The sequence below is a fragment of the Embleya sp. NPDC025285 genome (genome assembly GCF_055558835.1).
In genome coordinates, this window is the sequence record NZ_JBVHLU010000090.1 from 1 (window position 1) to 25,198 (window position 25,198).

General features: G+C 72.4%; 16 protein-coding genes. 10 read left to right on the forward strand and 6 right to left on the reverse strand.

What is annotated here, in order from left to right; translation table 11 throughout:
- A partial coding sequence (locus ACZ4FV_RS39910; protein ID WP_465325591.1) for an SDR family NAD(P)-dependent oxidoreductase occupies positions 1-2,345 on the forward strand: 2,345 nt, incomplete at its 5' end.
- Positions 2,346-2,630: 285 nt separating this feature from the next.
- On the opposite strand, the gene ACZ4FV_RS39915 is transcribed toward ACZ4FV_RS39910, so the two are convergent.
- Positions 2,631-3,233 carry a TetR/AcrR family transcriptional regulator gene (locus ACZ4FV_RS39915; protein WP_395873818.1) on the reverse strand — a complete coding sequence of 201 codons (603 nt, stop codon included), beginning with the start codon at positions 3,231-3,233 and terminating at the stop codon, positions 2,631-2,633.
- 321 nt (positions 3,234-3,554) lie between these two features.
- Here ACZ4FV_RS39915 and ACZ4FV_RS39920 point away from each other — a divergent pair, with 321 nt between their 5' ends.
- The 3 genes from ACZ4FV_RS39920 to ACZ4FV_RS39930 all read left to right on the forward strand — a co-directional run bounded on the left by ACZ4FV_RS39920 (position 3,555) and on the right by ACZ4FV_RS39930 (position 10,433).
- The gene (locus ACZ4FV_RS39920; RefSeq protein WP_395873819.1) at positions 3,555-4,853 is read left to right on the forward strand and encodes an acyltransferase family protein; all 1,299 of its coding nucleotides are present in this window, start codon (positions 3,555-3,557) and stop codon (positions 4,851-4,853) included.
- Between the two features lie 820 nt (positions 4,854-5,673).
- Complete coding sequence (locus ACZ4FV_RS39925) at positions 5,674-9,153, forward strand: helix-turn-helix transcriptional regulator (RefSeq protein ID WP_402241575.1); 3,480 nt, start codon at positions 5,674-5,676, stop codon at positions 9,151-9,153.
- A gap of 503 nt (positions 9,154-9,656) precedes the next feature.
- Complete coding sequence (locus ACZ4FV_RS39930; protein WP_395873821.1) at positions 9,657-10,433, forward strand: AfsR/SARP family transcriptional regulator; 777 nt, start codon at positions 9,657-9,659, stop codon at positions 10,431-10,433.
- Positions 10,434-10,478: 45 nt separating this feature from the next.
- Here ACZ4FV_RS39930 and ACZ4FV_RS39935 read toward each other — a convergent pair whose 3' ends face one another.
- The 3 genes from ACZ4FV_RS39935 to ACZ4FV_RS39945 all read right to left on the reverse strand — a co-directional run bounded on the left by ACZ4FV_RS39935 (position 10,479) and on the right by ACZ4FV_RS39945 (position 13,611).
- Positions 10,479-10,682 (reverse strand): ferredoxin, encoded by a 204-nt coding sequence (locus ACZ4FV_RS39935; protein WP_395873822.1) that lies wholly within the window; start codon positions 10,680-10,682, stop codon positions 10,479-10,481.
- Between the two features lie 5 nt (positions 10,683-10,687).
- Entirely contained in the window at positions 10,688-11,965 is a 1,278-nt protein-coding gene (locus ACZ4FV_RS39940) for a cytochrome P450 (protein WP_465325595.1), read from the reverse strand.
- A 116-nt stretch (positions 11,966-12,081) separates the two neighbouring features.
- Entirely contained in the window at positions 12,082-13,611 is a 1,530-nt protein-coding gene (locus ACZ4FV_RS39945; RefSeq protein ID WP_395873824.1) for an FAD-dependent monooxygenase, read from the reverse strand.
- A 333-nt stretch (positions 13,612-13,944) separates the two neighbouring features.
- Here ACZ4FV_RS39945 and ACZ4FV_RS39950 point away from each other — a divergent pair, with 333 nt between their 5' ends.
- The 4 genes from ACZ4FV_RS39950 (at position 13,945) to ACZ4FV_RS39965 (ending at position 19,714) form a co-directional block, all read left to right on the forward strand.
- Entirely contained in the window at positions 13,945-15,180 is a 1,236-nt protein-coding gene (locus ACZ4FV_RS39950; RefSeq protein ID WP_395873825.1) for an amidohydrolase family protein, read from the forward strand.
- 132 nt (positions 15,181-15,312) lie between these two features.
- On the forward strand, positions 15,313-16,827 hold the full coding sequence (locus ACZ4FV_RS39955; RefSeq protein ID WP_402241569.1) for an FAD-dependent monooxygenase: 1,515 nt from the start codon (positions 15,313-15,315) through the stop codon (positions 16,825-16,827).
- 304 nt (positions 16,828-17,131) lie between these two features.
- The gene (locus ACZ4FV_RS39960; RefSeq protein ID WP_395873828.1) at positions 17,132-18,610 is read left to right on the forward strand and encodes an MFS transporter; all 1,479 of its coding nucleotides are present in this window, start codon (positions 17,132-17,134) and stop codon (positions 18,608-18,610) included.
- A gap of 54 nt (positions 18,611-18,664) precedes the next feature.
- The gene (locus ACZ4FV_RS39965) at positions 18,665-19,714 is read left to right on the forward strand and encodes an LLM class flavin-dependent oxidoreductase (protein ID WP_395873829.1); all 1,050 of its coding nucleotides are present in this window, start codon (positions 18,665-18,667) and stop codon (positions 19,712-19,714) included.
- 214 nt (positions 19,715-19,928) lie between these two features.
- Here ACZ4FV_RS39965 and ACZ4FV_RS39970 read toward each other — a convergent pair whose 3' ends face one another.
- Both ACZ4FV_RS39970 and ACZ4FV_RS39975 read right to left on the reverse strand, forming a co-directional pair.
- Positions 19,929-20,549 (reverse strand): prolyl oligopeptidase family serine peptidase, encoded by a 621-nt coding sequence (locus tag ACZ4FV_RS39970; RefSeq protein WP_402241565.1) that lies wholly within the window; start codon positions 20,547-20,549, stop codon positions 19,929-19,931.
- Between the two features lie 320 nt (positions 20,550-20,869).
- Positions 20,870-22,168: an NAD(P)/FAD-dependent oxidoreductase gene (locus ACZ4FV_RS39975; RefSeq protein WP_402241562.1), complete on the reverse strand. Its 1,299-nt coding sequence runs from the start codon at positions 22,166-22,168 to the stop codon at positions 20,870-20,872.
- A gap of 155 nt (positions 22,169-22,323) precedes the next feature.
- On the opposite strand from ACZ4FV_RS39975, the gene ACZ4FV_RS39980 reads away from it, so the two are divergent.
- Together ACZ4FV_RS39980 and ACZ4FV_RS39985 are read left to right on the forward strand one after the other, a co-directional pair.
- Positions 22,324-22,497: a hypothetical protein gene (locus ACZ4FV_RS39980; protein WP_402241559.1), complete on the forward strand. Its 174-nt coding sequence runs from the start codon at positions 22,324-22,326 to the stop codon at positions 22,495-22,497.
- A 66-nt stretch (positions 22,498-22,563) separates the two neighbouring features.
- A complete protein-coding gene (locus ACZ4FV_RS39985; RefSeq protein ID WP_465325602.1) occupies positions 22,564-25,143 on the forward strand; it encodes an NADP-dependent isocitrate dehydrogenase in 2,580 nt (859 codons plus the stop codon).
- Positions 25,144-25,198 lie beyond the last annotated feature (55 nt).

A 25,198-nucleotide genomic window follows, 5' to 3' on the forward strand; every position in this document is an offset into this window, starting at 1 on the left:
ACCCCCCACACACCCCACTGATCTCCAACACCACCGGCACCATCGCCACCACCGAACAACTCACCGACCCCACCTACTGGACCAACCACATCCGCCACGCCGTCCACTTCCACGACGGCATCACCACCCTCCACCACCAAAACGTCACCACCTACCTGGAGTTGGGACCCGACACCACCCTCACCACCCTCACGCAGGAGACCGTGCACGCGCTCCGCCGGGACGAGTCCGGTGCCCGGGGCGAATCGGCGTTCGTCCCGCTCCTGCGCGGGCACCGGCCGCAGGCTCGGAGCGTGGCAACCGCCCTGGCCACCGCCCACCTGCACGGGGTGTCCGTCGACTGGCCGTCGGTACTCACCGGACCCGCCGGTCCGCCGCCGCCCGTCGACCTGCCGACGTACGCCTACCAGCGGCAGCGCCTGTGGCTGGACGTACCGGAATCCCCGGGCGCCGAGGCCGGGTTCGACGGTGTGGCGGAGGCGCCGGCCGACGCGCGCTTCTGGGCGGCGGTGGAGAACGACGATCCGGATGCGCTGGCGGACGCGTTGCACGTGGATGCCGACGGACAGGCCGCCCTGCGTGCGTTGTTGCCCGCGCTGACCGCGTGGCGGCGGCAGCGCCGGTGGTGGCACCGGGTGGTCTGGCAGCCGGTACCGGAGCCGTCGAGTGCGGTGTTGTCGGGCACGTGGCTGCTGCTCGCGCCGGCGGATCATCCGGCCGCCGACGACGTGTTCGCCGCGCTCGGCCGGCATGGCGCGCGGCCGATCCGGATCGAGGTCCCGGTCGCCGCGGACGGCGCGCCGGACGTGCACGCGTTGTCCGCCGCTGTGGCGCGGCATTGCGATCCGGACGGAGTGCTGGCCCTGGCACCGCTCGACCCGGATCCGGACCCGGACCCGGCCGGTCGGCTGGTGCGGGTGCTGACGGAGAGCGGGATCAAGGCGCCGCTGTGGTTGCTCACCCACGACGCGGTCGCGCTCCGCGGCGACGCCGCGCCGGCGCGGCCGGACCGGGCGCTCGCGTGGGGCTTGGCCCGGGCGGTGGGCACGGGCGCACCGAACGCTCCGGGTACGGTCCGTCTGGTGGATCTGCCCGAGCGGCCGGACGGGTGGGCGACGGCGCGGCTGGCAGGCGTACTGGCGGGTGCCGACATCGAGGACCAGGTGGCGATTCGGGCCACCGGGGTGTTTGTCCGCCGACTGGTGCGGGCCGCGCCCGGTGCCCGGGCGGCCGACGGCGGCGGCTGGAAGCCGCGTGGCACCACGCTGATCACCGGGGGCACCACATCCCTCGGTGCCCAGGTCGCCCGCCGGCTGGCCCGACGCGGCGCCGATCATCTCCTGCTCACCCGGGCCGTCCCGGGTGACACATCGGCGCTGGAGGAGGAACTGGCCGGCCTGGGCACGCGGGTGACGGTCGCCGTCTGCGACCCGGCGGATCCGGCCGAGACGGCGCGGTTGCTCGCGCTGGTCCCGGCCGAGCACCCGCTGTCCGCGGTGCTGCACACGACACCCGCCCCGATCGCCGAAACCGAAACCGTGGCAACCACGCTTGAGGACAAGGCCGTTCACCGGTCGGCGGCGGCGAACCTGGATCGGGCCACCGAGCACCTGGACCTGTCCGTGTTCGTGCTCTTCTCCTCGCTGGCCGGCCTGCTCGGCACCTCGCCGGATCCGGCCGACGCCGGTACACACGCGTATCTGGAGGCGCTCGCCCACGCACGCCGGCAGCGGGGGTTGCCGGCCGGTGTGGTGGCATGGGGTCCGTGGGACTCGACCGGCGCGGGGGCGGTCGAGGTGGACGGGCTGCGGCCGGTGGCCCCGCAGCCGGCGATCGAGGCGCTGTTCGAGGCGCTGGCTCAGGCGCCGGATCGGGACGTGCCGAGCCTGGTCGTCGCGGACGCCGCGTGGGATCGCCTGCCTGCCCGCTCCGCGGGGGTGGGCGCGGCCGCGCTGGTGCGCGATCTCGCGGCGACGGGCGCCTCGTCGGGCCCGGCGGGCGCCGGCGCGGCGGCCGACGCGGGTGATCGGTCCGTCGAGGTTCGGCGGCGGGTGCTGGCGGCCCCGGACGACGCGGCGGGCGAGCGTGTCCTGCTCGACATCGTGCTCGGGCACGTGGCGGCGCTGCTCGGGCACGGGTCGGGCGCGGCGATCGACGCCGACGAGGACTTCGTCGCGTTGGGTTTCTCCTCGTTCACCGCACTGGAGTTGCGCAATCTGCTGAGTGCCGCGATCGGGGTCGAGTTGGCCACGGTGGCGGTGTTCGACAATCCGACGCCCGCCGCGCTGGCCCGGTTCCTGCGGCTGGAGATCGAGGCGAGCGAGCCGGTCCCGGCCGCGGTTTGAGCGAACTCCCGGTACACGCACGGCGTCCCGCGACCGATTCGGTCGCGGGACGCCGTGCGTGGGTGTGGGCAATCGGTGCCGTGACCGGGAAACACACACGAGCACTCGGTGCCGTGGCCGGGAACGTACACGAGCGCTCGCTCCCGTGGTCGAATCACGAGTGCTCGCTCCCGTGATCGGAAACTTGCCCGGGTGCACGGTGCTCTGGCCTCGGACGGTACACCGGAGCTCGCTCCGTGACCGGAAACATGCCCGGGTGCTCGGTCCGCGCCGGGCGCCGGTCGGTCAGCCCGCGCGCGCCGGTGTGGCCTCGGCCGTGCGCAGGCCGCCCATGGTGAGTTCGAGGAGCCGGTCGGTCTGACCCGCGTCGCTGGGGGCCTGTTCGATGGCCCAGGCGATGCCGTTGGCGATCTTGAGCAGATCGGAGATGTCGGTGTCCTTGCGCACGGTGCCGGCCTGCTGGGCGCGCAGGAGCAACGCGGCGCCGGCCGAGCGCATCCGGGTGTGGCACGAGGACGCGGTCGTTTCCTGTTCGAGCATGGTGGCCATCAGCGACGCGGCGAGCCCGCGGTAGGTCGTCGCGTAGGCGATCACCGAGCGCAGCCAGGTGGCCAGCGCCTCCTCGGGCACAGGTGCGTCCAGCAGGGCCTGTGCCTCGCTGCACAGCCCCTCGACGCCGTCGTGGAACACCGCTTCGAGCAGTGCGTGTCGGGTCGGGAAGTTGCGGTACAGCGTGCCGGGGCTGACCCCGGCGCGGCGCACGATGTCGTCCAGTGGCGCGTCCGGCCCGTGCTCGGAGAATGCCTCGCCGGCCGCGACGATCAGCCGTTCGTAGTTGCGCCGGGCGTCCGCGCGCATCGCACGTGCCGGGGGCTGCTCAGTCGTCATCGCCGATCCCCTGGTTGCACTGTTGCCGAAATCCTGGAAACGGGGCGTCCAGGATACGTCGGGGGCCGAACGGCCTTTGTACACGGTACCCGGCAGGCCAGGCGTCCGGTGCCGCACCGGGCCTGCCGGGGACCGCCTTTCGGTCGATTGCCGAGTCCCAAAGGCGGGATTAGCGCGAGCAAAGAACGGCTTAAGCCCGCGACCGCACCCTCGAACCGACCGCCGCGTGATACCGGCTCGCCCCGGAGCGCTCGGCGCGGTCGATCGGCTCCCCGCCCGTACCGCCCGCCGTTGCCGGGCCGCCGACAGGAATGGCGATCCATGACCGGAATCGATTCCGCAAAGAAACAGAGCACGCTGCCCTCTCTCACCGGCATGCGGTTCTTCGCCGCACTGATGGTGTTCCTCGCGCACGCCTCGGATCAGCGGTTCTTCCGGGACGCCGGTTTCAGCGCCGACTTCAATGATGTGGTGCGCGGTTCCGGATATGTGGGGGTCGCCTTCTTCTTCGTGCTCAGCGGCTTCGTGTTGACCTGGTCCGCTCGGGCCGGCGACACTGCCCGGGCCTTCTGGCGCCGGCGCGCGGCGAAGGTGTATCCGAACACGGTGGTCGCGGTCGTACTCGCCGCGATCTTGTTGAGCACCACCGATCGGGTGCTCGAGGCGAGGGTCCTGATCCCGAACCTGCTGCTGATCCAGTCCTGGATTCCCGACCTGGAGATTTTCCTCGGGGTGAACCCGCCCACGTGGTCGCTGGCCTGCGAGTTGTTCTTCTATCTCTCGTTCCCGCTGCTGCTGGTGGGCATCAAGCGCATCCCGGGCCGCTACCTGTGGCCGGTGGCGGCGGGCGTGGCGGCGGTGGTGGCGGTGATGCCGCTGGTGGCCGAACTCATCCAGGGCGGCGTGATGTTCCCCCCGCCGGTGTCGGTGTCCTTCCCCAGGTTCTGGTTCGTGTACGCGTTCCCGCCGGTGCGGATGCTGGAGTTCGTGCTGGGCATGCTGATGGCCCGGATCGTGCTGACCGGTCGGTGGATTCCGCTCGGTCGGTTGCCCGCGCTGGCGCTGGCGATCGGCGCGTTCGTGGGGCTCAAGCACGCGTCGACGCTGTTCTCCATCGTCGCGGTGATGGTGGTGCCGATCGCGCTGTTGATCTCCTCGGTGGCCGCCGCCGACGTGCGCGGCGCGCGGTCGTGGCTCGGCAGCCGGTTCGTGGTCCGGCTCGGCGAGATCTCGTTCGCGTTCTACCTGTTGCACCAACTCGTGCTGTCCTACGGGCATCGCTGGTTGGGCCTGCACCGGACCTGGAGCACCCCGGGCGCGTTCGGTGTGCTGGCGGCGCTGCTCGTGGTGGCGCTGGCGTTGAGCGCGGTGCTGCACGCCGTGGTGGAGCAGCCCGCGATGGCACGATTCGCCCGGCCGAGGCGTCGGCCCGCCCCGATCGAGCCGGCCGCCGAGTCCGCTTCCCGAGGCGGACCGGGCGCCGGGTCCGATTCCGCCGGCGGTACGGGTTCCGCGTCCGATCCCCGCGGCGGTCCGGACGCCGGGTCGTCCGAACAGCGTCCGACGCTGCCGGCGGCGAACGCGTCGTCCGCTCGCGGCGAGCCGTCCACCGTGGACTGACGGCCCGTCACCTCAGGCCCCCGGTGCCACCGGCGCGGACGTCCGCGTCGCACCTTTCGCCCTCCTCGTTCGTTCGTCGCCCATCGGGCCACGGACCCACGGGGAGGGCGTCCTGTGTTTCCGTTCGGTTTCCCCAGCGTGTCCGCCCGTTGGACGCTCGGTCACGCCCAGCACGGATTTTCAGACAAGATCTGCACTCGGTGACCGGCCACCGCCTGTTGCGTGACGACTCGTGTGATCACCGGGTCTTTCGCCGTCCGGCCGTCGCGGACCAGGGCGAATCCGGTGTCCGCGAGTACTCGGATCGAAGAGACGTTCGGTTGGCGGGTGACCGAAAACCGCGTGCGGGCCGGATCGAACGGCTAAACGGAGAGAGTGTCGGGTTAGCCTGATCCCGCACTGAACCCTGCGGGCCCGACCGACCCGGGGCCTACAGCCGAGGACGTTGACAGCACTCGAGGGGTCATCGTGATGTGCTTCATTCGACACCGCTCCACCTCAGCGATCCATGTGGGCACCACCTCCGACCGCTGCTGTCCGGGGCGCTGTCCGCGCCCGTAGGGTCACTCGTCTCGCGTCCGAATCAGCCGGAGTCGCCCCATCCGCCCGCCCCGGCGGGGCGTGATCCTCCCCAAGGCATCGGATCGCGACATTCGACGTCGCATTCGTCCGCGCCCGGTTCCGGGTGCGGTCGAACCTGCCGTCCGTCGCCACGTCGGCGAGGTCGGCGAATCCTTCCCGGAGCCATGTGCCCGGGGTGAATTTGGTGTGCGCGGGGGAATGGAGTTGTGCCGTTATGCACGGGGATACGGTCGGATTGGTGGAACGCGGACGCGAGTTGGCGATATTCGGGGAGCTGCTGACCGGCTGCCGGGACCGGCGGGGCCGATTGTTGTTGGTGGAGGGCGCGGCCGGGGCCGGAAAGTCGTCGCTGCTCCTGGGCTTGCGCGAAGAGGCGTCGACGGGCGGATTCCGGATTCTCCAGGCCCGGGGTTCGCGGTTCGAGGAGAGTTTTCCGTTCGGGATCGTGCGTCAATTGTTCGAGCCTTTGCTGGCCTGCGCGCCGCCGGAGCTGCGGGCGGCCATGTGGTCCGGCGCGGCGGAATTGTCGGCTCCGTTGTTCGAATACGCCGGTGGTCTGCTTCCGCTCGGTGACGACGACGCGCGGGGCAGCGCGGCCGAACGGCAGGCATTGTTTCACGGTCTGTATTGGCTGTGCGTGAATGTCGCCGACCGCGAGCCGCTGGTGCTGGTCGTCGACGACGTGCAATGGGCCGACGAGTCGTCCCTGCGTTTCCTGCATTATCTGGCCACCCGGCTGGACGAGTTGCCCGTGGTCGTGGCGGTGGCCACCGAGTCGATGCGCTGGGGGCCGCAGGCGGACGTGGTGCGCGCCATGGTGTCTTCGCCGCTGGCCCGGGTCGTGCGCGCCGAGCCGTTGACCGAGACGGGCGTGCGCGAGTTGGTGATCCGCGTGGTCGGCGCGGATCAGGGCACCGGATTCGCCCGGTTGTGCCACGAGGCCACCGGTGGCAACCCGTTCTTCCTTCGCGAGTTGCTGGGCGAACTCCAGGCGGACGGCGTGGTTCCGGTCGATGGGCCGGGCTCGCCCGCCGTGGTCGTTCCCGAACCGGCCTGCCCCGACGGCGAGGGGGTGCGGGTGTTGTCCCGGGCGGGCGACGGCCGCAGTGTGTCCGTCCCGGTGGGCCCGTGGGCCGGGTCGGCACCCGGCGGCGACACCGTGGCGATGGCCTTCGGGAAGGCCGTCGACCGGAGCGTACGGACCGGCGAGGCGGTCCTGGGCGCCGAGGACCGCGCGCGGGGCGCCCTGGTCGAGGTGGCATCCGGTGCGCGCGCCGACGGGCCGGCCCCCGCCACCGGGCGGGCCGGGTTCACCTCCCGGGCGGGCGGCACGTTCCCGGTGACCTGGCGCAACGAGCCCGCCTCGGCGTTCGAGGGTGTGGGCTCCGGTGTGCCCGGGCCGGCTCCCGGGGGCGGCGCCGAGCGCGGCGACGCCCGGCGCGCGGTGTCCGTCCGTACGGTCTCCGCCGAGGACGGGATCGACGCCCCCACCGAGGACGGTCGTTGCGGGGACGTGGTGGCCCGGGTCTCCCGGCTCGCGCCGGGCAGCGTCTCGCGCAGCGTGGTGCGCCGCCTGCGGCTGTCGCCCGGCCCGGTCGCGGTGTTCGCCGAGGCGATGGCGGTCGTGGGGTTGACCGCGGATCCGGTACTGGTGGGCCAGATCGCCGGGTTGAGCCGGGCCGAGGCCACCGAGGCGGTGGGCGTCCTGGTCGAACTGGGCATGGTGCACGCCGGTTCGCCGTTGCGCTTCGTGCACCCGATCGTGCGCGAGACGTTGTACCGGGATCTACCGCTGCGCCTGCGCCACCGCGCGCATGTGCGGGCCGCGCGGGCGCTGACCGGCGCGGGCACGTTGCGGGGCGAGGCGGCGGGCGAGGCCGCGGACCATCTGATGGAGGTGCCGCCGGCCGCGGATCCCTGGGTCGCGGACGTCCTGGCGGTGGCCGGGCGCGGCGCCCTGGCCCACGGCGACCCCGGGGCGGCGGTGCGCTATCTGCGCCGAGCCCTGCACGAACCGGCGCCGCCCGCGACTGTGCCGGCGTTGTGCGCGACGCTGGGCCGGGCCGAGTTGCGCGCGCGTGGCGGGCACGCCTGCCGCCGACTGGCCCAGGCCCTGGACGCCGCGCCCGATCCCGAGGCCCGGGCCCGGGTCGGTGTGGATCTGGCCTCGGCGCTGGTGGCCGCGTGCCGGCACGACGAGGCGATCACGCTGCTCCAGGGGTTACGCGAGGAACTGGCCGCCGTCCTGCCGACGGACGGCTCCGATCCCGACGGCGAGGGTTTCCTGCGGGTGTGCATGGCGCTGACCGTGGTCGCCCAACTGATGCCCGCCACCCGGCATATCGCCGCCCGCGAGCTGGCCGGCCTGGGCGAGTGGGCCGGCGAGCACCAGTGCGACGACCCGGCCACCAACCCGGTGCCCACCACACGATGGGGGCCCGACTGCGTGTGCGCCGACATCCGCCGGGTGCTCATCGCCGCCGACACCGTGCAGGCGCTGAGCGAGGGCAGGCCCGCCCAGCAGATCGTCGAACGCGTGCAACACGCCCTCACCCAGGGCTGCTTCGCGTACGGGCGGCTGGTCACCGGGCCGGACGGGGAACTGCATCCCATCCTGCTGCTGGCCGGGGCGCTCGCGCACTGCAACCGGCTGACCGAGTCGGACACGCTGCTCACCCGCATCCTCTCCGACGCGCGCGATCAGAACCTGACCCTGGCCGCGGACGCCGCGCGGGCCTCCCGGGCCTGGGTTCGGTGGCAGCGCGGCATGCTCGCGGAGGCCGAGACCGACGCGCGCACGGCCCTGCGGGCGATCCATCCGGACGTCGCCGCCGACGCCCCGCCACCGCCGGGGAGTGTGTTGTGCCTGGCCACCGCGGCGCTGGCGTCGACCCTTGCCGTGCGGGGCGATCTCACCGGCGCGGCCCGGCTGTTGGAGGACGCGCCGGACCTGGACACGCCACAGACCCTGACCCTGCTGCCGCTGCTGGTCGCCCGGGGGCGGGTACGGCTGGCCCAGGGGCACTCGGAGAACGCGCTCGACGACATCCTGCACGCCAGGGCGCTCTTCCATCGCTGGACCGCGCCGACCCCGGTCGCGTTCCTGCCCACCATCGACGCGGTCACCGCGCTGGTCCGGCTCGGCCGCACCGACGAGGCCCGGGCGCTGGCCGAGGCCCAGGTGCCCGCCGGGCGCGCGTTCGGGGCGCCGCGCACCATCGCCGGCGCGTTGCGGGCCACCGCGCAGACCGCGCGCGGTACCGACCGGGTACGGATCCTGGAGGAGGCCCTCCAGCACATCCGCACCACCCCGGCGGTGCCCGACCACACTCTGACCCTGCTCGAACTGGGCATCGCGCATCGACACAACGACCAGCACATGCAGGCCCGTTGCCGCTTGCGCGAGGCGGCCGACCTGGCCGAGAGTTGCGGCGCGACCGCGCTGGTCACCCGCGCCCGGGAGGAGCTCGACGCGATCACCTCGCGCACCCGGGGCCGGCAGCCGCGCCGGACCGGTCAGACCGGTCTGACGCCCCAGGAGCGCCGGGTCGCGGACCTGGCCGCGGCCGGATACCGCAATCAGGAGATCGCCCACACGCTGTTCGTGACGGTCAAGACCGTCGAGTGGCATCTCAGTCAGGTCTACCGCAAGCTCGGCATCAACTCCCGCGCCGAGTTGGGCGACACCCTGGAGACGGACGGCACCGAGAGCGCCTGACCGACCGACGAAACCGGGACCGGCCGCACGAGGGCCGGTCCCGCGTCGTTGCCTCTGCGGCCCGGGCCGGTCGGCGTCCTTGCCCTCGGCGGCCCGAGCCACACCCGCGTTCCGTGCCCCGGCAGCCCGGGCCGACTCCCGCGTCCCTGCCCCGGCCGCCTCGCGTCCGGGGTCCGCCGGACCTCGGCCCCGGGGCGCCGTCGGTGGTCGGACCCGTCCCGCCGGTGGTTTCCCGTACCGGTTTCGCTACCACCCCTGGGCGGATGGCTGGGGGCATGCTGGGGTGCCCGGGGGGCGTGACCGGGGTCCGGGCGAGACACAATCGTGGTGAGGCTCCGTATACGGCCGCCGGCGTCCGAGTCCGGCCGGCGCCGAGGTCTCGACGGGACGTCGCCCGACGGCGCGCGATACCCCGACCATCCGTCATCGCGTCGAGAGCGGTAGGCCCGGGCCGGCCACACCGGCCGGTCCGTCCGCCTCGACCGAAACCCATGGGGGAAGTCATGCGATATTCGATCCTGGGCCCACTGCACGTCATCGACGAGGCGGGCAACGGCGCCCCGATCAGCGCGCCCAAACTGCGCACACTGCTGGCGGCACTGGTCATCCGAGGCAATCAGGTCGTCTCGATAGATCAACTGATAGACGAGATATGGGGCGAGAATCCGCCCCGTCGGGTGACAGCGGCACTGCATGTGTACGTGTCCCAGCTCAGGCGATTGATCGGCAGGCCGGACGACCCCGAAGGCCCGATCGTCACCGGGGCGCCGGGATATCTGCTGCGGATGGCGCCGGAGGACCTCGACCTGTGGACCTTCCAGCGCCATGTGCAACAGGGGCGCGCGCATCTGCGGGTCGGCGCGTACCGCCAGGCGTCCGAGTCGCTGCGGGCCGCCCGGGACCTGTGGCGCGGGCCGGCGCTCGGGGAACCGTACGGCCAGGGGCCGCTGATCCGCGGGTTCATGACCTGGCTGGAGGAAGCCCGTTTGGAATGCACCGAGTTGCTGGTGGAGGCCGACCTGGAATTGGGCCTGCACCGGGAGTTGGTCGGCCCGCTGTACGCGCTGACCACCGAGCACCCGCTGCGTGAGGTGTTCCATCGGCAGTTGATGCTGGCGCTGTACCGGTCGGAGCGGCAGGCGGACGCGCTGCGGGTGTACCAGCAGGCCCGGGAGACGCTCAACGGCGAACTGGGCCTGGAGCCGGGACGGGCGTTGCGGGACCTGCAATTGGCGATCCTGACCGCCGACGAGCAACTCGACACCAGGCTCGCGAGTTGACGTCGGCCCGTCGGCGGCCCGAATGGGTCGCCGACGGACCGCGGCTCACGCGGTCGGCTCCTCCGCGATCGTGATGGCCTTCTCCGGACAGGCCCGGGCGCCGCGCAGGGCGGCGGCCCGTCGAGCCGGGTCGACCTCGAAGTCGCCCATCTCGTTGAAACCCTCGTCGGTGACCTCGTAGACCTCCGAGGCCAGCGCACTGCACATGGAATGCCCCATGCAGGCATCGGAGTTCACCCGGACGCGCATGCCCGCTACCCCCGTGCCCGGCCGAGCACGAGGTCGAGGTTGTGCAACCCCCGGCCGGGCGAGTAGTGATGCAGCGGCACGGTGCCCTCGGCGACGTGGTAGTTCGGCACGCGCTTGTGCCACTCCTCGATCGCGATGCCGATGATCCGGCGCGCGAGGTGCATCCCCAGGCACCGGTGCGGTCCGGTGCCGAAGGCGAGTTGACGGGTGGCGTTGCGGTCGAAGTCCACCTCGTCGGGGTTCTCGAAGGCGTCCGGGTCCAGGCCCGACATGCCCCAGGACAACAACACCCGATCGCCCTTGCGCATGGTCACGCCGTGCCGCTCGACGTCGCGGGTGACCAGGCGCCCGGTCGAGGAGACCGGTTCGTGTCGGATGAGTTCCTCCACCACGGCGGGGATCCGGTCGGGATTCGCGTTGATCAGGTCCTGGACCTCGGGGTGGCGGGCCAGGTACAGGAAGATCAGACCGAGCTGCGCGGTGGTGCTGTCCAGGCTGGCGAGCATGGTCACGAACGCGGCGTTGATCATCTCGTCGCGGGTGAGTTCACGGCCGTCGAAGCGCCCCTCGACGAGTTGGCTGATCACGTCCCGGCGGCCCTGGGTTCCCTCGGCGCGGCGCTGGTCGATCGCCTCGCCGAAGAAGTCCCACAGCGGCTTGTTCGCCACCCGCAGGTCCTCGTCGGTACGGGCGTTGGGGATGCCCTCGCGCCGCAGCCAGGTCTTGTGGTCGAGCAGCGTGCGCAGGTGCTCCCGGCCGATCCCGAAGCTGATCAGGAAGGTCTCGGCGGGCAGTTGGATGCCGAAGTCGGTGAGGAACTCGCAGCGCCCGGCGGCCACGATCGGCTCGATCGCGTCCACGGCGGCCTCCCGGATCCGGGGCGCGAAGTGGTTGACCACCCCGGGGTTGAACAGACTCGCCAGCGTCAGGCGCCACTTGCGGTGCTCCTCGCCGTCCAGCTGGATCGGGATCTGCTTGGTCGGGAAGATCTGCCGGTGCGGAATGACCAGTTCGGCGTTGGAGAACAACTCGGGGCTGCGCGCCGCCCATTCGATGTCCTCGTAGCGGGTGAGGATCCAAAAGCCGCCCGCCTCCTCGGAGCGCACGATCGGCGCGCTCGCGCGCATCTGCTTCCAATACGGGATCGGGTCCTGCTGGAGCCAGGGCTGGTACAGGCTCCACTGCCGCGAGCGCTCGTCGACGGTGGCCGGCGCCTCGGGCACGGATGCCGGGGTCGGGGTCGGGGTCTGGGTCGGGGTCTGGGTCCGGGTGGTATCGGTCATGCTCCTGCTCCTTCATGTCCTGGATCGGCCCGAAGGACGACGCCGGTGGGTGGATCCACACGTGCGGTGGCCCGTCGTCGATCGCTCGCCGGGTGGGCGCGTCGCCGCGGTCCGGGTCAGGCGGATGGGGCCGCCGGCGCGGCGGACGCCGCCTCGTCGGGTTCGCCGAACCACGTGGTCAAGGCCGCGCCCAGACCCTTGGCCCGGGCTCCGGTCGCGTCGTCGGCCCACGCGACGAACCCGTCCGGGCGGACCAGGACGAGCGTCGCGTCCAGGGCCGGCTCGGCGGAGCCCGCGGTGACGATGTCGACGCGGTCGGCCCACGCGATCGCCTCGGCCGGGTCGGCCCCGCCGCCCGCGCCGCCGGTCAGGTCCACGAGCAGGCCGCGTCCGGTGCTCAGGAGTTCGAGCAGCTTCGTGTCGCCGGCGCCGGTGTTCAGCGTGACCCCCGGGACCCGCCGGCCGACCAGCGCGTGCGTTTCGGCACCCGGATCGGCGTCGGCCGGCGCCGGGTAGCCGACCGCCGTGGTCATCTCCAGCAGGTGCCGGTTGACGCTCTCGATCGCGGTGAGTTCGGCGACCATGTCGCGCAGCGGGGTGATCTCGGCCAGCGGGTGCATCAGCGCCATCTGGGCCCGCGAGTGCAGCGCGACCCGCTCACCGACCGGGCGACGCTCGCTCTCGTAGCTGTCGAGCAGGCCGGGCGAGGCGTGCCCGGCCAGCGTCGCGGCCAGCTTCCAGCCCAGGTTGAGCGCGTCGTGCAGGCCGGTGTTGACGCCTTGCGTGCCGGAGATGAACAGCACGTGCGCGGCGTCGCCGGCCAGGAACACCCGCCCGTCCCGGTAGCGTTCGGCCAGCCGGGTGGGGCCGCCGTAGCGGGCGAGGTAGTGCGTGCGGGCCACCCGGGGCGCCTTGCCCAGCACCCGCCGTACGCTGTCGAGCAGTTCCTCGGTGCTCACCGGGACATCGGCGGCCGGCGGCGTGGCGCCGAACTCGATCGTCATCAGCCGCAACCGGCCCGGCTGGAGCGGCAGCGCGCCGAACACCCCGGCCGGGTACAGGCCGCCGTCGAAGGTGTCGTGCTCGCTCTCCTCGAGCTCCACGTCGCCGAGCACCCCGGCGTACTCCTTGCCGGACGCGACGAACCCGATGCCGGCCAACCGCCGTACGGTGCTGTCCGCGCCGTCCGCGCCGACCAGGTAGGCGGCGCGCAAGGTCTCCTCGGTGCCGTCCTCGGCGCGCGTGTGGACCGTGACGCCGTCCGCGTCCTGCGTGTAGTCGCTCACCCGCACGCCTCGGCGCAGTTCCACGCCCAGTTCGCCGGCCCGCGCGCGCAGCAGCCGCTCCAGGCGCCACTGCGGGTAGGCGTAGGTGTATTCGGTCGGGCCGACCGAGGTCAGGTCGAGCCAGTGGAAGGCGAACGGGGTGCGCGGCCAGGCGAACATCTCGTGTTCCCCGATGCGGTCCGCGAGTCCGCGCTGTTCCAGGATCTCCAGGGTGCGGCCGTGCACGGCCATGCCCGGGGAGAACTCGGGATCGTCGGTGCGCGGCTCCACCACCACGGGTTCGGCGCCGGCCAGGGCGAGTTCGCACGCGAGCAGGAGGCCGGTGGGGCCTCCCCCGGCGATCACGACGGTGCGGCTCATGCTCTTCTCCTCCGCGCTGGGCGTTGGGGGTCGGCCCAGAGCTTGAGCGCAGCGGCTAAGGCTGGGCTTAAGGGCGCCGGGCGGCCGGGCTCGCGGGGGCGTGCCGAAGCGCCCTTCACCCGGGCTCGGAAGCGCCGCCCCGGCGCCCCGGCGGGCAATGCGGTGAGCCGCCGGCACCGGCCGCGTGAGCGGTCGTAAGAGTCGCTTTAGAACCGGCTGTGACAGTGGGCGCGAACGACCGGGGGCACCCGCCGGCGAGGCAGTGGGAGGGCCTGCCGCGGGCGTGGTCCCGCCCGGCGGTTGCGGTCTCACGGTGCCGAGGAGAAGCAGTCCATGACAGCACGGATCATCGCCGCCGACCGGGTGCTGCCCGGCGCGGGGGCCCCGGAGGTGCCCGACGGGGCGGTCCTGGTGGCGGACGGACTGGTCCGGGACGTGGGCCCGCGTGCCGAGGTCCTCGCCCGGGCGCCGGTCGGCACACCGGTGGCCGATCATCCGGGCGCGAGCGTCCTGCCGGGGTTGATCGACAGCCACGTCCATCTCGTGTTCGACGCGAGCGCGGATCCGGTGGCCGCGTTGGCCGGGGTCGACGACCTGGACCTGTTTCCGGCGATGGCGAGCCGGGCTCGGCAGTTGCTGGACAGCGGCGTGACCACGGTGCGCGATCTCGGCGATCGGGGCGGCCTGGCCCGGCGGTTGCGGGACGCGATCGCCGCCGGGTTGCTGCCGGGGCCGCGGGTGCTCGCCGCGAACACGCCGCTGACCGTGCCCGGCGGGCACTGTTGGTTCCTCGGTGGCGAGGTGGCCGACCACGACGAGTTGCTCGCGGCGACCCGCGCGCACATCGCCTCCGGCGCGGACGTGCTCAAGGTGATGGCCACCGGCGGGAACCTGACCCCCGGCGGCCCCCAGGCGTGGCAGCGCCAGTTCGGCGCGGACGCGATCGCGCTGGTCGTGCGCGAGGCGCACGCCGCTGGGCTGCGGGTGGCCGCGCACGCGCACGGCGCGGTCGGCGTCGAGGCCGCGCTGGCGGCGGGCGCGGACACCTTGGAGCACTGCACGTTCATCCCGGAGGCGGGCCCGGCGGCGGGCCCGGACGTACGGCTCGATCTGGTCCGCGAGATCGCCGACCGCGGGGTGTTCGTGTGTCCCACCTTCAGTCGCGCGTTCGATCTGACCCGGGAGCGGATCGGCCACGAGGCCATGGGCCCGTGGCTGGACGTGGCCCGGGTGTTGCACGAGAACGGCGTGCGCCTGATGGCCGGTACCGACGCCGGCATCGCGGGGGCGAGCTTCGACGCCTACGTGACCGGCCTGGAGTGGTTGGCACGATCCGGCCTGGCCAACACCGACGTGTTGGAGATGGCCACCACGAACGCGGCGGACGGGCTCGGGCTGGGTGATCGCACCGGGCGGCTGGCCCCGGGCTTCGCCGCCGACCTCGTGGTCGTCTCCGGCGATCCGCGCGCCGATCTCGCGGCGCTGCGCGCGGTCCGGCTGGTGCTGGCCGACGGCCGCGCGCATCTGCCGCCGGCCGAGGTCGAGGCCCGGCTTCGCGCCCACCGCTGAGCGCCGGGCGGACCCGCGCGGGACCGCCCGCTCGCCCCCGAGGCGCCCGGGGCCGTACCCGCCTGTCGGCGGACCCCCTCGTCACACATCGCACATCGCACGTCGGACATCGGACATCGCCGAGGAGTCGAGATGGAACGCAACGAGCACAGCGATCGCACGGTAGTCGTCGCGGGGGCCGGGCCCAGCGGCCTGATGTTGGCCTGTGAGCTGGCGCTGGCCGGCGTGCGCACGATCGTGCTGGAGCGGTTGGTGGAGCCGCCGGGGTGGTCCCGGGCGCTCGGGCTGCAGTACGGCTCGATCCGGGCGTTGGAGCAACGCGACCTGGCCGCACCGGTGTTCGAGTACGCGCCGATCAAGCACTTCGGTTTCGGGATGTTGCGGTTCACCGGGCTGGAGGAACACCTGGTGCCGCGCCGGGTGCCGCAGCGCCGGATCGAGCAGCATCTGGAGGAGCGCGCGGTGGAGTTGGGGGTGGACGTGCGCCGGGGGCACGAGGTCGCCGACTTCACCCAGGACGAGTCCGGGGTCACCGTCACGGTGCGTACGGCGGACGGCGAGTACCGGGTGGCCGGCGCGTACCTGGCCGGGGCCGACGGCGGCGCCAGTGTGGTGCGCAAGCGGGCGGGCATCGACTTTCCCGGCACGCCGTCGGTGGCCGACGGCATCACCGGCGACCTGCGGATCCCGGTGGAGCGGCAGATCCGGATCGACCCGTCACTGCATCCGAACGGGATGTTCGCGCTGATCCCGTTGGAGGGCGAACTGGTCCGGGTCACCGTCGCGGAGTTCGGCGCGCCCCGGACCGGGCGCGAGGTCCCGGTCACCGAGGAGGAGTTGCACCGGCAGATCCGACACGTGGTGGGACGGGAGTTCGACCTGGGCACACCACAACTGTTGTCCCGGTTCGGCTCGTCCGCGCGGCAGGCCGAGCGCTATCGGCAGGGGCGGGTGATCCTGCTGGGCGACGCCGCCCACGTGCACTTCCCGATCGGCGGCCAAGGCTTGAACACCGGCTTGCAGGATGCGGTGAACCTGGGCTGGAAGCTGGCCGCGACGATCCAGGGATGGGCTCCGGAAGGGTTGTTGGACACCTACGCCGTCGAACGGCACCCGGTGGCCGCACGGGTGTTGATGAACACGCGGGCCCAGTTGTCGCTGATGTTCCCGCTCTCCGAGGCCGAGCCGCTGCGCGAGGTGCTGGGCGAGTTGCTCGCGCACGAGGAGGTCAGCCGGCATCTGGTGCACATGATTGCGGGAGTGGACATCCGCTACCCGGTCGCGGAGCGGTCCGGGATCGGCGCGGACGGAGGCGCCGCCGCCGAGGTGGGCGGGCACGCCCTGCTGGGCGAGCGCTTCCCGGACGCGACGCTGCTCACCGAGGCGGGCGAGACGAGCGTGGACCGGGTGCTGCGTACCGGCCGTGCGGTGCTCCTGGATCTGTCGGCGGGCGACGCCGAGCCGTTCGACATCACCGGCTGGAAGGACCGCGTGGACGTGGTGCAGGCCGCCCCGGTCCCGGAATCGGCCGCCTCGGCCGTGCTGCTGCGGCCCGACGGGTACGCCGCCTGGATCCGCCCGGAAGGCGTGAGCGGGGACGGTGGCCTGCGACGCGCCCTGACCGGCTGGCTCGGCGCGCCCGCGTAACCACCGCCTGATCGCCCGGTCGGCGCGCCCGCGTAGCGATCCGCTCGTTCACCCGGTCGGACGCACGGTGTTCTCGGCCCGAATTGCCTTGCCGGACACGTGTGTTGCCGATGCGATTGAAAAGTCGAGAGTTCCTCCGTATCGTAAGTCGAGAGATCCTCCGGTTTGCTTTCGGCCCGGAAGGGGTGCCGTCGCGTGCCTCGCCCCGGCCGGCCACACCCGACCGGCACAACGGTCATCGCTGCGGGCGCGCGAGCCCGCGCACGCTCACCGTTCCCCCTTCTTGGCCCCTTGTGGAGGCACCATGTCGACCCCGCCGGCAGTTGGCACACCGGCCGATCCGGTCTCGGCCGTCGAACGACGCGAGCGCCGCCCCGGCCTCGCGCTGGCCGTGATCCTGGCCTGCCAGCTGATGGTCATTCTGGACGCGACCATCGTCAACATCGCGCTGCCGGACATGCAGGAGGCCCTGGACTTCTCACCCACCGGCCTGACCTGGATCATCAACTCGTACACGCTCGCCTTCGGCGGCCTGCTCCTGCTCGGCGGGCGTGCCGGCGACATCCTCGGGCGCCGCAAGGTCTTCATCGCCGGCATCGCGCTGTTCACGCTCGCGTCGCTGGTCGGCGGCTTCGCCAACTCCGAGGCGATGTTGCTGACCGCCCGGGCCTTCCAGGGCGTGGGCGCCGCGTTCGCCGCGCCCAGCACCCTCGCGCTGTTGAACACCAACTTCGAGGGTCCCGCCCGAGCCAAGGCGCTCGCCGTCTATTCGGCGGTGTCCGGCGCGGGCATGGCCTTCGGCCTGGTCTTCGGCGGCCTGCTCACCGACGCCACCTCCTGGCGCGCGGTGTTGTTCATCAACGTGCCCATCGGCATCGGCATCCTCGCCCTGGCACCGCTGTACATCCGCCAGCCCGAGCGCCACCCCGGCCGCTTCGACATCCTGGGCGCGGTCACCTCGACCGCGGGCATGGTCGCCCTGGTCTACGGCTGCATCCGGGCCGCATCCGACGGTTGGAGCGACGGTCTGACCATCGGCGCGCTCGTCCTGGCCGGGGTGTTGCTCACCGCGTTCATCGCGATCGAGTCCAAGGCCGCGCAGCCGATCACCCCGCTGCGCCTGCTCGCGCACCGCAACCGGGCCGGCGCGTACCTGAACATGCTGCTGCTGCCGGCCACCATGTTCGCGATCTTCTTCTTCCTCACCCAGTTCCTGCAGACCGTGATGGGCTACAGCCCGCTCAAGGCGGGCTGCGCGTTCCTGCCGATGGCGCTGTGCCAGTTCGCCTTCGCCCGGGCAACGCCCAAGCTGCTGCCCAAGTTCGGCCCCAAGCCGATCCTGGTCTTCGGCGGCGTCCTGGTCGCGCTGGGCATCCTGTGGCTGACGCAGATCGACGACTCCAGCAGCTATGCCGGCGGCGTGGTCGGACCGATGCTGCTGTTCGGCATCGGCTCGGGACTGAGCTTCATGCCACTGAACATGATCATCCTGTCCGAGGTCCCGCCCAAGGACGCGGGCGCCGCCTCCGGCCTGCTCCAGGCCCTCCAGCAGGTCGGCGCGAGCCTGGGTCTGGCCATCCTGGCCACCATCTCCGGCACCGCGAGCAAGAACGCCGCCAAGCACCCGCCGGCCGGCCTCGATCCCGAACAGACCGCACACCACGTGCTCACCGAAGGCATCTCCACCGCGGCCATCGGCGCGTCGGTCTTCGCCGTCGGCGCACTCGTCGTGTCGATCTTCGTGATCCGCCCCAAACCCCCCGCCCCCAAGCCCGCCGCCTGACCGCGTCCCGTGCCGCGTCCGGCGCCGACCGGCCCTTCGGAAGGAACTTCCCGCATGACGGACACAAGCAGTCGACTTCCCCTGTCGGTGCTGGACTTCGCACCCGTGGCCAGCGGTGCCTCGGCCGCCCAGGCTCTGCGCGACACCGTTCGGATCGCGCAGAGCGTGGACCGACTCGGGTACCTGCGCTACTGGATGGCCGAACACCACAACGCGCCCAACATCGCGAGTTGCTCGCCGCCGTTGATGATCGGTCGGATCGCCGCCGCCACCTCGCGGTTGCGGGTGGGTTCGGGCGGGGTGATGTTGCCCAACCACGCTCCGCTGGTGGTCGCCGAGCAGTTCGGCACCCTGGAGGCGCTGCACCCCGACCGGATCGACCTGGGCATCGGCCGGGCCTCGGGCACCGATCCGATCACCGCCCGGGCGCTGCGCCGCAGTTCCGACCCCGGTGACGACTTCCCGCAGCGCTTCGCCGAACTCCTGGACTACTTCGAGTCGCCCGCACACGGCGGCCCGATCTCCCCGGTCAGCGCGATCCCGGCGGAGGGCAACCGGCCGCCGATCTGGATGCTCGGCTCGAGCCCCTCCAGTGCCCGGATGGCCGGCATGCTCGGCCTGCCGTTCGCGTTCGCGCACCACTTCAGCGCGGAGAACACCATTCCGGCGTTGGCCACCTACCGGGAGAACTTCCGTCCGTCGGCCGACCTGGACCACCCCTACGCCATCGTCGCGGCCATCGTGATCGTCGCCGAGACGCAGGAGCGGGCGGAGTGGCTGGCCGGACCGATGGGGCTGTCGTCGCTGCTCCAGCGCACCAGCGGAATCACCGGGCCCTACCCCAGCCCGGAGTATGCCGAGGCCTTCGAATACAGCCGGGAGGAACGGGAGTTCGTCCGCCAGCGGATAGCGGCGCACCTGGTCGGCGGACGGCACGACATCGCGGCCAAGATCGACGCGTTCGTCGACCGCACCGGCGCCGACGAGCTCATGGCGCTGACCCTGGTGCACGGCGTCGACGACCGCATCCGCTCGTTCGAGATCCTCGCCGAGGCGACCGGCCTGGTGCCCTCGGCGCACTCGGCCGACTCGCTGACCCGCTGACGCGCCGACCCGCAGACCGCCGATTCGCCGGTCGCCGATTCGCCGGTCGTGCCGACGAATCGGCCCGCGAACCCGGTTGCCTCGCCGGTGGCGGGGCAGCTATACCACCAGACCGCTCGACGGCCCGACCCCGGCCGTCGGGCGCACCGTGCCCGCCCGCCTTCATCCCCGTGAGCGGGCGGGCACCAGCCCCGGTCCGGCGCGCGTGCGGGTCTCAGGCCGCCGGGCCGGGGGCCATCTGCTTGTCGAACCAGCCCGACAACCGGGCGCAGTGGTCGATCAAGGCCGAGAAGGCGCGCACCCCGTGGCCCTCCCGGGGACACATCACGAGCGTCGACTCCGCGCCCGCCTCCACCAGCGCGCGAAGGAACTCCCGGGCCTGCCCGGCGGGCGTGCAGCGGTCCAGCGCGCCCGCCGTCACCAGGGTGGGCGTGCGCACGTCCGCGCCCGGATGGCTCAGTGACGTGATCGTGCGCACCGATTGCCCTGTCACGACCGCCGGTTCCGGACAGCGGTCGTAGCCGTGCCGCACTCCGGCGAGCCCGTGCGCGGAGAAGGAGAGTTCGGGATGGCGGCCACCGAAGGTCTCGGTGCCGCGCCGGAGTTCGGCGACCTTGCCAAAAGTGCGGTCGTACTCGCCGACCACCGTGTCCGGCCCGGCTATGCCGGCCCACCCGAGACGGTCCTCGTCGAGCCGGCCGGTCGAGGTGACGTCCACGCCGTTCGTGTCGATCCGCGCCGCCTCCGTCGCGGTCCCGGTGCCGTCCACCACGAGCAGCACAAAGTCCCCGGCAACCACCTTGCGATCGGAGCAGAACGCCTCCACCACGGCCACCGCGCGGCCCTACGGCGACCCGGACGGCACCCCGAACTGCCGGTCACCGGTCCGCAATACGGTCCGCCTCCCGTCGGCCCGGGCGATCCACCGCAGGTCGGCGGTGTACCGAGCCTCCTCGCCCGCCCTTGGGCTCGTCACGCAGACCAGCGCGTCGGGGCCCGCCCGGCACGCCTCCCACACGTTCGTCCCGGCCCCGCTCACCTGCGGAACGCAATCGGAAAGCGATGAGGAGCGCGGATCGGAAGGCGATCAGGAGTGCGCTGCGAAGGCGATGCGGAAGGCGGATCGGCGTGCCGGTTACCGGGGGCGCGGCGGCATCAGCCGAACACCGTCCCGGAGTTGGCTGTGTTGATGCTGCGCCGGCGGGAGAACGCGCCCAGGTCGATCGGCTCGCCGGTGTGTACGCCGACGAACCGCACCGGTTTCGTGTCGTGATCGATCCCGCTCTCCACCCCCTCGATCAGGGCTGCCATCAACTGCCCCACCAGCGGCGCGTTCTTGAACTGGTTGCCGCTGGTGCCCATCGCCACATAGAAGCCGTCCATGGCGGTGCGGTCGTAGATCGGCGTCCAGTCGTCGGCGACGTCGTACACCCCGGCGATGCCGCGCGGCCGGTTGGGCACGGTCAGCCCGGTCAGGCGCCGGGCCGCGCGGGTCACCTGCGCCTCGAAGACGTCCGGCGTCGGGTTCGGGTTGGCGGCGTCGGGGTCGTCGAGCCACTGGAGCGGGTCGCACTCCGGCTCGGTCCCGCCCACGAGCAGTCCGCCGTCGACCTCGCCGCGCAGGTACACGCCCAGATCCAGATCCGCCACGGTGACCCCGGCCGCCCCGTCCGGGTTGTAGCCGGCGGGCGCCCGCAGGTATCCGACCTCCTGCCGCATCGGCCGCACACCGATGGTGAAGTCGGCTCCCACCCCGGCCAGTTCGTTGACCCGACCGGACCACGGCCCGGCCGCGTTGACCACGGTCGGGCAGGCCACCACCGTGCCGTCGTCCAAGGTCACGCCGACCACCCGGCCGCCGGTCGACCGCACCGCGACGACGGTCCGCCGGAACCGGAACTCGGCGCCGAAGCGCGTCGCCGCCGCGGCCAGGTTCTGCGCGGCCAGTTGCGGATCGCTGATGTAGCCCGCGTCGGGCGTGAAGACCGCACCGAGCGTGCCGGTCGGCTCCGCCCAGAAGTCCTCGTCGTCCAGGCGCTTGGGCGGCCCGTACCGCCCGGTGTCCAGACCCGGGATCCTGGTCGCCAGGGTGTCGGCGTCCCACTCCTCGTAGGGGACCCCGACCGCGTCGAACAGCGGCAGGTAGGCACCGCGCGGCGCGGCGTCCACGTCGAGCAGGGCCAGGCCGCTGCGTTCGAAGCGGACCGGGTCGTCGACGTCGCAACCCAGGTGCTCGCGCCAGGCGCGCCAGCAGAACTGCGCCTCCCACGACGCGGCCACCCCGGCGTGCGTGGAGAAGTTGAACCGGATGACGGCGCTGGAGGCGCTGGTGGAGCCCAGGCCGACCCCGCCGGCCTTGTCCACCACGAGCACCCGCCGTCCGGCTCTGGCCAGTTCGAGCGCGATCGACGCGCCGATCACCCCTGCTCCGACCACCACGACGTCCGTGTTCATCCGGGTTTCCTCCCTGCCGATGCGGCGGCACACGGACGGGTGCCCGGTGGGTCGTCCCGGTCCGTGTCACCAGTCCAGTCTGACCGTCGCCCAGCGCTCGCGGGCCTGGATCCTGCTGGTGCCGCCGGCCGCCGCGGCGGCGGAGCTGCCGGGACGTGCTCGGTGCGCGGATCACCGCCAGGTTCCGGGGCCTGACCCACGGCGCCGGGCAGGTGGTGGTCGGGGTCGGCGCGCCGGTGGATCGCCTCGACCTGGTGCCGGACTCGTACCGGCAGGCGCGCCATGCGCGCGACGCTGCTGGTGCCCGGCTTGGGCGACATCGCCCGTAGTGGTGCGCCGGGCCCTACGACCTGCTTCTGCGGCTGCCCGCGGCGGAGCTGGGCGCGGCGGCTCGGGTGCCGGCCCTGGTCGTGCTGGAGCGGGCGGACGGTCACGGAGTGCTGCTGCCGACGCCGGCCGCGTTCCTCGACCACGCCGGCGACGTGCGGCGCACCGCCGCGTTGTTGTGCGTGCACCTGGCGACGTTGTACCGACGGCTGCGTCGGATCGAGGCGCCCACCGGCTGCCGGCTGGACCACGGCGACGACCGGCTGACCTGCACCTGGGCCTCAAACTCCGCGCTTTGGCCGGTCCGGACCGACCCGACACCGTGTGACCCCGTGGCTGCCGGGACGGGCGGGGGGCGGGACGCGAAGGGTTCCGCCGCAAGATATCTTGATGTCGAGCAATGTTGCGGACATGGAGCGGAGCATCCTGTGACTGACCCGACCATCATCTATACGCACACCGACGAGGCCCCGGCCCTGGCGACGTATTCGTTCCTGCCCGTGGTCCAGGCGTACGCGGCGACGGCCGGGGTCAAGGTGGAGACCCGTGACATCTCCCTGGCCGGGCGGATCATCGCCCAGTTCCCCGACCACCTGAAGGCGGACCAGCGGCTCGAGGACGCGCTCGCCGAGCTCGGTGACCTGGCCAAGACGCCCGAGGCCAACATCATCAAGCTGCCGAACGTCTCGGCCTCGATCCCGCAGCTCAAGGCGGCCATCGCCGAGCTTCGCGAGCAGGGCTACGCGCTTCCGGACTACCCGGACGACCCGAAGACCGACGAGGAGAAGGACGTCCGGGCGCGCTACGGCAAGACCCTGGGCAGCGCGGTCAACCCGGTCCTTCGCGAGGGCAACTCGGACCGCCGCGCCCCCACGTCGGTCAAGAACTACGTCCGGGCGCACCCGCACCGCATGGGCGTGTGGACGGCCGACTCGAAGACCAACGTCGCGCACATGGGCGCCGACGACTTCCGCTCCACCGAGAAGTCCGCCGTGATCGCCGAGCCGGGCTCGCTGCGCATCGAGCTGGTGGCCGAGGACGGCACCACCACCGTGCTGCGCGAGTCGGTACCGGTGCTCGCGGGCGAGGTCGTGGACGCCTCGGTGATGCGCGCGGCGGCGCTGCGCGAGTTCCTCGCCGCGCAGGTGGCCCGGGCCAAGGCCGAGGGTGTGCTGCTGTCGGTGCACCTGAAGGCCACCATGATGAAGGTCTCCGACCCGATCATCTTCGGCCACGCGGTACGTGCCTACTTCCCGCAGACCTTCGCCGAGCACGGCGACGCGCTCGCGGCGGCCGGTCTGAGCCCCAACGACGGTCTCGGCGCGATCCTCAAGGGTCTCGAGTCGCTTCCGGACGGCGCGAGGATCAAGGCGTCCTTCGACGCCGAACTGGCCTCCGGTCCGGCGCTGGCGATGGTCGACTCCGACCGGGGCATCACCAACCTGCACGTGCCCAGCGACGTGATCGTGGACGCCTCGATGCCGGCCATGATCCGTACCTCCGGTCACATGTGGGGCGCGGACGGCAAGGAGGCCGACACCCTGGCCGTGCTGCCGGACAGCAGCTACGCCGGCGTGTACCAGGTCGTCATCGACGACTGCCGCAAGAACGGCGCCTACGACCCGGCCACGATGGGCTCGGTGCCCAACGTCGGTCTGATGGCGCAGAAGGCCGAGGAGTACGGCAGCCACGACAAGACGTTCGAGATCCCCACCGCGGGCACCGTGCGGGTCGTCGACGGCGCGGGCACCGCGATCCTGGAGCAGGTCGTCGGCGCCGGTGACATCTTCCGGATGTGCCAGACCAAGGACGCGCCGATCAAGGACTGGGTCAAGCTGGCCGTCACCCGCGCCCGCGCGACCGGCAGCCCGGCGGTGTTCTGGCTCGACGAGGGCCGCGCGCACGACGCGAACCTGATCGCGAAGGTCCGCGCGTACCTGCCCGAGCACGACACCGAGGGCCTGACCATCGAGATCATGTCGCCGGTCGAGGCGACCGCCTTCTCGCTGGAGCGCATCCGTCGCGGCGAGGACACCATCTCGGTGACCGGCAACGTGCTGCGCGACTACCTCACCGACCTGTTCCCGATCCTGGAGCTGGGCACGAGCGCGAAGATGCTCTCGGTCGTCCCGCTGATGGACGGCGGCGGCCTGTTCGAGACCGGTGCCGGCGGCTCGGCGCCCAAGCACGTGCAGCAGTTGGTCAAGGAGAACTACCTGCGCTGGGACAGCCTGGGCGAGTTCCTCGCGCTCGCGGTCAGCTTCGAGCACCTCGCGCAGTCCGTGGGCAACGCCCGTGCCCAGGTGCTGGCCGACACGCTCGACCGCGCCACCGGCACCTTCCTGGACAACGACAAGTCGCCCAGCCGTCGGCTCGGTGGCATCGACAACCGGGGCAGCCACTTCTTCCTGGCGCTGTACTGGGCCCAGGAGTTGGCCGCGCAGACCGAGGACGCGGCGCTCGCCGAGGCATTCGCGGGCCTGGCCCGGACGCTGACCGAGCAGCAGGAGACGATCGTCGCCGAACTGATCGCGGTACAGGGCTCGCCCGCCGACATCGGCGGCTACTACCGTCCCGATCCGGCCAAGGCCTCGGCCGTGATGCGCCCGTCAGCCACCTTCAACGAGGCCATCGCCTCGCTGGGCTGACCCGTTCGGGGCGGGCCGACCTCGTCGAGGTCGGCCCGATCCCCGCGAACCCCGG